General features: G+C 64.0%; 2 protein-coding genes and 1 pseudogene. All 3 read left to right on the plus strand.

What is annotated here, in order from left to right; translation table 11 throughout:
* Positions 1-116 precede the first annotated feature (116 nt).
* Positions 117-391, plus strand: a pseudogene (locus AB0I71_RS32330) (integrase core domain-containing protein); the annotation flags it as partial.
* Between the two features lie 177 nt (positions 392-568).
* Positions 569-3280, plus strand: coding sequence for a DUF3696 domain-containing protein (locus tag AB0I71_RS32335; RefSeq protein WP_357591142.1), 2712 nt, complete (start codon positions 569-571; stop codon positions 3278-3280).
* On the plus strand, positions 3280-4329 hold the full coding sequence (locus AB0I71_RS32340) for a hypothetical protein (RefSeq protein WP_357591144.1): 1050 nt from the start codon (positions 3280-3282) through the stop codon (positions 4327-4329). The genes AB0I71_RS32335 and AB0I71_RS32340 overlap by 1 nt, the downstream gene beginning before the upstream one ends.
* Positions 4330-4856 lie beyond the last annotated feature (527 nt).

Genomic DNA, 4856 nt, shown 5'->3' on the forward strand with positions numbered 1-4856 from the left:
AGGCACTCGGGTGGAGAACGCCCGGCGAAGCCCTTAACGATCTGTTACCGTCCGCTCAGGACAGTCGTGTTGCAACGACTGGTTGAAACCGGTCAATACACCAGTGCCCAGCAGCCCGCCTCGCGAAGCGGCACGGCGTCCGGCTCAGTGTCGGCAGGCGCGGGCAGTGCTGGGACAACCCGTCGCCGAATCGTTCTTCTCCACCATCAAAACCGAGCTGATCCACCGTCAGGCATGGCCCACTCGCAAGGCCGCTCACCAGGCAGTATTCGAGTACATCGAGGGCTGGTACAACACTCGTCGCCGGCACTCCAGCCTCGGTTACCTCAGCCCTGCTACCTACGAGAGCGGCACCATCATCAGCCTGCTACCCGCTCTCAGGACAGCCTGAAGATCAACTCACCGACCCTGTCCGTCGAAACGGGTCAAGCCCACGGTCTCTTATCGTCAGGTGTGGCGCCGCTGAGCCGGTCGACGAGGAACGCGCTGTGCTCGCTACGAAGGTCATGGGACGTATGCTGCCCGGATGAGGTTCACTTGCAGCTCCCGGGTGTGATGGGACCCTACGGTGATTGATGGGGCAGAGCCGCGGCGGCAAAGTGCCGAGGCCTTACTTAGCTGGCGGTTGCTGGAAGCGGTCCGGGGCATCGGCATCGAACGCGGCGCTGACCTGGTCTTGGAAGTCCTGTTCGTTCGATGGACAACGGCGGCGATGCGGCATCCTGCCAAAGGCGCGTGGTCTGAGCTGGCACTGGCCAGCCCGGAGCGGAAGGCCGAACTGCTGCCGCGGCTGTTTCCGTTCGACGACACCGACGGGTGGCGGGTGGACCGGTCCGACTCGTTTTGCCTTGCCCTCGAAGAGTTGGTCAAGATCGTCGATCGGCTGGACACTGCAGACCTCGATGGACTTCGCCGAACCGTGGCCGTGACCTACGATGCGGTCCTCGACGCGCTGGAGCAACGAGGTGGCCACAGCAAAGCTGAGTTCGCCGAGTTCACTACGCCGAGGTCCGTTGCCGAACTGCTCGCGGCACTGACGGTAGAGGCCGGCGACGACGTCCACGATCCAGCGTGCGGGTCGGGCAACATCCTGCTGGCCGCACACGCCAGCGCACCTAATGTCCGTGTAAGCGGCAACGACGCGAACGCCCGCGCGGCGTTGAGAGCCCGGATGCGCCTCTACATCCACGACGTCTACCAGTGGATCAACGTCGGGGACGCCTTTGAGGAGTTCGAACCCAGCAGCGCGGACGTGGTCCTTGCGCAGCCACCATGGGGCCTGCGCAAGGAGTACGACAGCAAGCGGCGGTTCGCTCGGTACCTCCAGGGAACGGAGAGGGCCTCTCGCTCAGCCGTCACGCAACCAGGCGATCTGGCTTGGCTTGCTCTCGCCCTCGGCACCTTGAAAAGGGGTGGCCGGGCTGCGGTGGTCCTGACGCCCAACAGCGTCTTCCCGCCGCATACGGCGAGCCAAGAAGAACTTCTCGCCCGTGACGCCGTTGAGGCCATCATCTCGCTGCCTGGAGGGCTGTTCCGGCACACCGTCGTTCCCACGGTCATTTGGCTGCTGCGCAACGCCGCCACGAAGAGATGCCGGAACAGGGTGCTGTTCATCGATGCGGAGAGCACGATCGAGGCCACGGGCAAGGGGGAACTTGAGCTTCCACCCCAGGCGATTGGAAAACTGGCCAGCCTTGTCCGTCGCTACCGGCAGACGGGCACTGTCGATGCTGATGGCTTCTTGGCACGCATCGTTCCGGCGATTGACATCGACTGTCGTAAGGGGCTTCATCCTCGGCGGTTCCTCGATGACCCGCCTCCGGAAGCGGTCACTCATCCCGCGCCTGAGCGCACCATGCTCACCCAAATCCAGATCGCCAACTTCAAGGCGTTCGGGCCGAATGGGACCATCGACCTCGCACCACTGACTCTCCTGTACGGCGCGAACTCCGCCGGCAAGTCCAGCGTCATCCAAGCGATGTTGCTGCTCAAACAGTCCATGGCACGTGACGGGCTCGTCACCCAGGGCCCGCTCGCCAATGCAGGAGGATTCCCGGCGGTGGTGCACCAGCACGCTGCCGCCTGGGTCGGCTTGGGCCTGACCTATGGCGTGCTGCCCTCTTGGCTGCCTCCTGAAGGGACGGTGGACCCGACCCTTCCTCGTACAGTCGACTGGAGTTTCGCGACCGGTACGCTGGCTCCGGGTGCTCTACACACGACCAGGTTCGCTTTTGGTTCTCATGTATTGCAGTTTGATGCGGACGAAGACCTTCTGCGGACCAATCTCGAGCATGCAGCGGAACTCTTCCGTGACATTGGCTTGGGCGCTCTGATCTACCCATTCAGCGAGGACCGTTCACGTGGTGACGTAGCCAAATGGCAGCGTAACCAGGAGAACAACGCCCGGCGTGCGCTACGGGCTCTCCGAACCGGAGGCTCCGCTCTTCCACTTCGGCGCCATGGGCTTCTGCCCGGTCCGGAGCCGCTCCTGTCACGATCCCTACAAGTGATGCCCGGTTTTCAGGACCACAACCTCGCCACCGCGTACGCCGGCAGGGTGGCCCGGATCGCCTCGGGTATCTCCACCGAGGTCCAGCAACTGCTGGAAAGCCTGGTCTGGCTTGGACCGCTTCGTTCCGCGCCGAGGCGCGTCTACGACCGCACGTCGACCGGCTCGGATCCCGGCGACGGGATGCACACCGCGATGTTCCTCTTCGACCACCTCAGCGCGGTCGAGCAGGTGAACGAGTGGATGGCTCGCCTCGAGGTGCCGTACTCGATGGAGGTGGTGCCGCTGAACAGCGGATACGCCGCAGATCTTGTGGGAGACCTCGTCACCATCGTACTGACCGACCAACGCTCCGGTGTTCGGGTTACCCCCGCCGACGTCGGTTTCGGCATCAGCCAACTTCTTCCGATCGTGGTGGAGCTACTGTCACGGCGGGAGTCGATCATCATGATTGAGCAGCCGGAGACCCACCTGCATCCCCGACTGCAGTCCCGGGTTGCCGACCTCTTCATCGAGACGGCACAGGCGGGCGGCCGCGGGAATCAGCTCATCATTGAGACCCACAGCGAGCACATTGTGCTGCGCCTGCAGCGGCGCATCCGTGAGGGGGTACTCGATGCAAGCGACGTGGCGGTCATCTACATCGACCAGGACGACCGGGGCCGCGCCGTCGTGCACCGGCTCCGGCTCGACTCGGAGGGAAACTTCGTGGACGAGTGGCCGCACGGATTTTTCGACGAGCGGCTCGATGACATGTTCGGAGCGTTCTAATGCACGCCCGCGTCGCTATCGCCTCGAACGCTCTGGACACCGCCGACCTGCCTCCCGCGGCAGCAGTGACCCTCCACCGCCTTCTACTCGATCGATTGCGGGCTTACGGGCGGCTTGCCTTCGCCAGCGATCCTGATGTCTCCGACCTGCTCTACGCGATCCGGAACGGTCCGGGGCTTCCTCCGGATGCTCGAAAACTGTGGAGTGAGGTGCTTGTGTCGTTCCAGAAGCATAAGCGCATTTCCGTACAAAAGCCCAACACCACCCCGCTGGCCAATATCAAAGACATCGACGATCTTCGTGCGCGGTGGAAGAGCGCCGCCGACGTCGCTGTTGTGGCCTCCGCTTCCTGCTCGAAGCTTGGCGTGCCCGCGGACAAGGGCCTCCTGACGATCCCCGGCCTAAGCCCCGATGTGGCCACCACGTACGGCGCCGCGTTCAGCCCAGCGATCGAGAGGTTTCGGAACCTTGCCGACGACGGATTCCTTCCGCACGGCAGCTCACGGAGCCGATTCCAAACAGATGTGCTCGAGCCGCTCGCCGCCGGGGCGCGCACGGCGACGATCGTCGACCGCTACTACTTCGCACGCCTTTGGCGAGCGACCACTGGCCGCACCAGCAACGCGACCGGGCACGTGGCTTGGATGCTCAGGCTTATCGATGAAGTCATGGCCCCGGGCGCCGAGGTCCACATCATCGCTGACCGCTTCCCCCAAGCGCCATCGGTAGACGTCGACCACACCGCTGCGGCCCTGCTCGCGGCCTGGAGCCCCTCGCGCCCTGGCCGAGTCTGCAAAGTGTCATTGAGCCTCACCAGAGGAACGTCTGCCCATCCATTCCCGCACGATCGACACATCAGGTTCAGCACCGGCGCTGCCGTTCTACTCCCGTCGGGCTTCGACCGGTTCGAGCAACAGAACGTGACCGATGTCAACGGTGTCAACTGGGGCTATTGCTGGAAATCGGAGAAACTGGTAGCGCTGCAAGCGACGGAACAGCGAGCGGCAGCCCTGCCGCACAGCCGCGCCAAGGTCATCGAGCGGCCATGACTTTTGAGCGGCGCCGAGAGAACCTTCAGGCCGGAAGTTAGGCGTTCCGTCCAGGCGACATCACTCTATGCCGCCTGGTAATGGACATCCTGATTGGCGGCGTTCAGCTCTCTGGATGATCTCACTCTCATGCGAGGTACTTGCTCACATAGGACGATATGGTCACCATGCAGGACGGCGGTTGTCGACGGGCGTAGCGTAGCGCCGAGGAGCGCCAGCGCTGCGGGCCACCCGTCGACGAGGTGAGGCCCCTGATCAGCGCGCTCGGAGCATCACGCTGCACGACCCATTGCCGGTCGCGATGCGCCACGATCGCACGCAGGCGCTCTTGCGGCTGCTGGGCCGTGACGGCGAACGGTGGGGCCCCTCATCCAGTACCTGCACACCTACCAGGGCGCGGAGCAGCCATCGATGAACGCACGGTGGTCAGGTGGGGGGGTGTCCCTATGGGTTTCGTCAAGCGGGGACGGGGCCTGTCGGGCGTGGTTGGTAGGGGATCTTGTCGCGGAGCATGGCGTATAGGACGT

It is taken from the genome of Micromonospora sp. NPDC049891 (assembly GCF_040660295.1).
Classification (GTDB): Bacteria; Actinomycetota; Actinomycetes; order Mycobacteriales; family Micromonosporaceae; genus Micromonospora.

What these genes read in the sequence shown, in the direction of transcription:
- AB0I71_RS32340 (WP_357591144.1), top strand. Translation starts at nt 3,280, where the DNA reads ATGCACGCCCGCGTCGCTATCGCCTCGAACGCTCTGGACACCGCCGAC.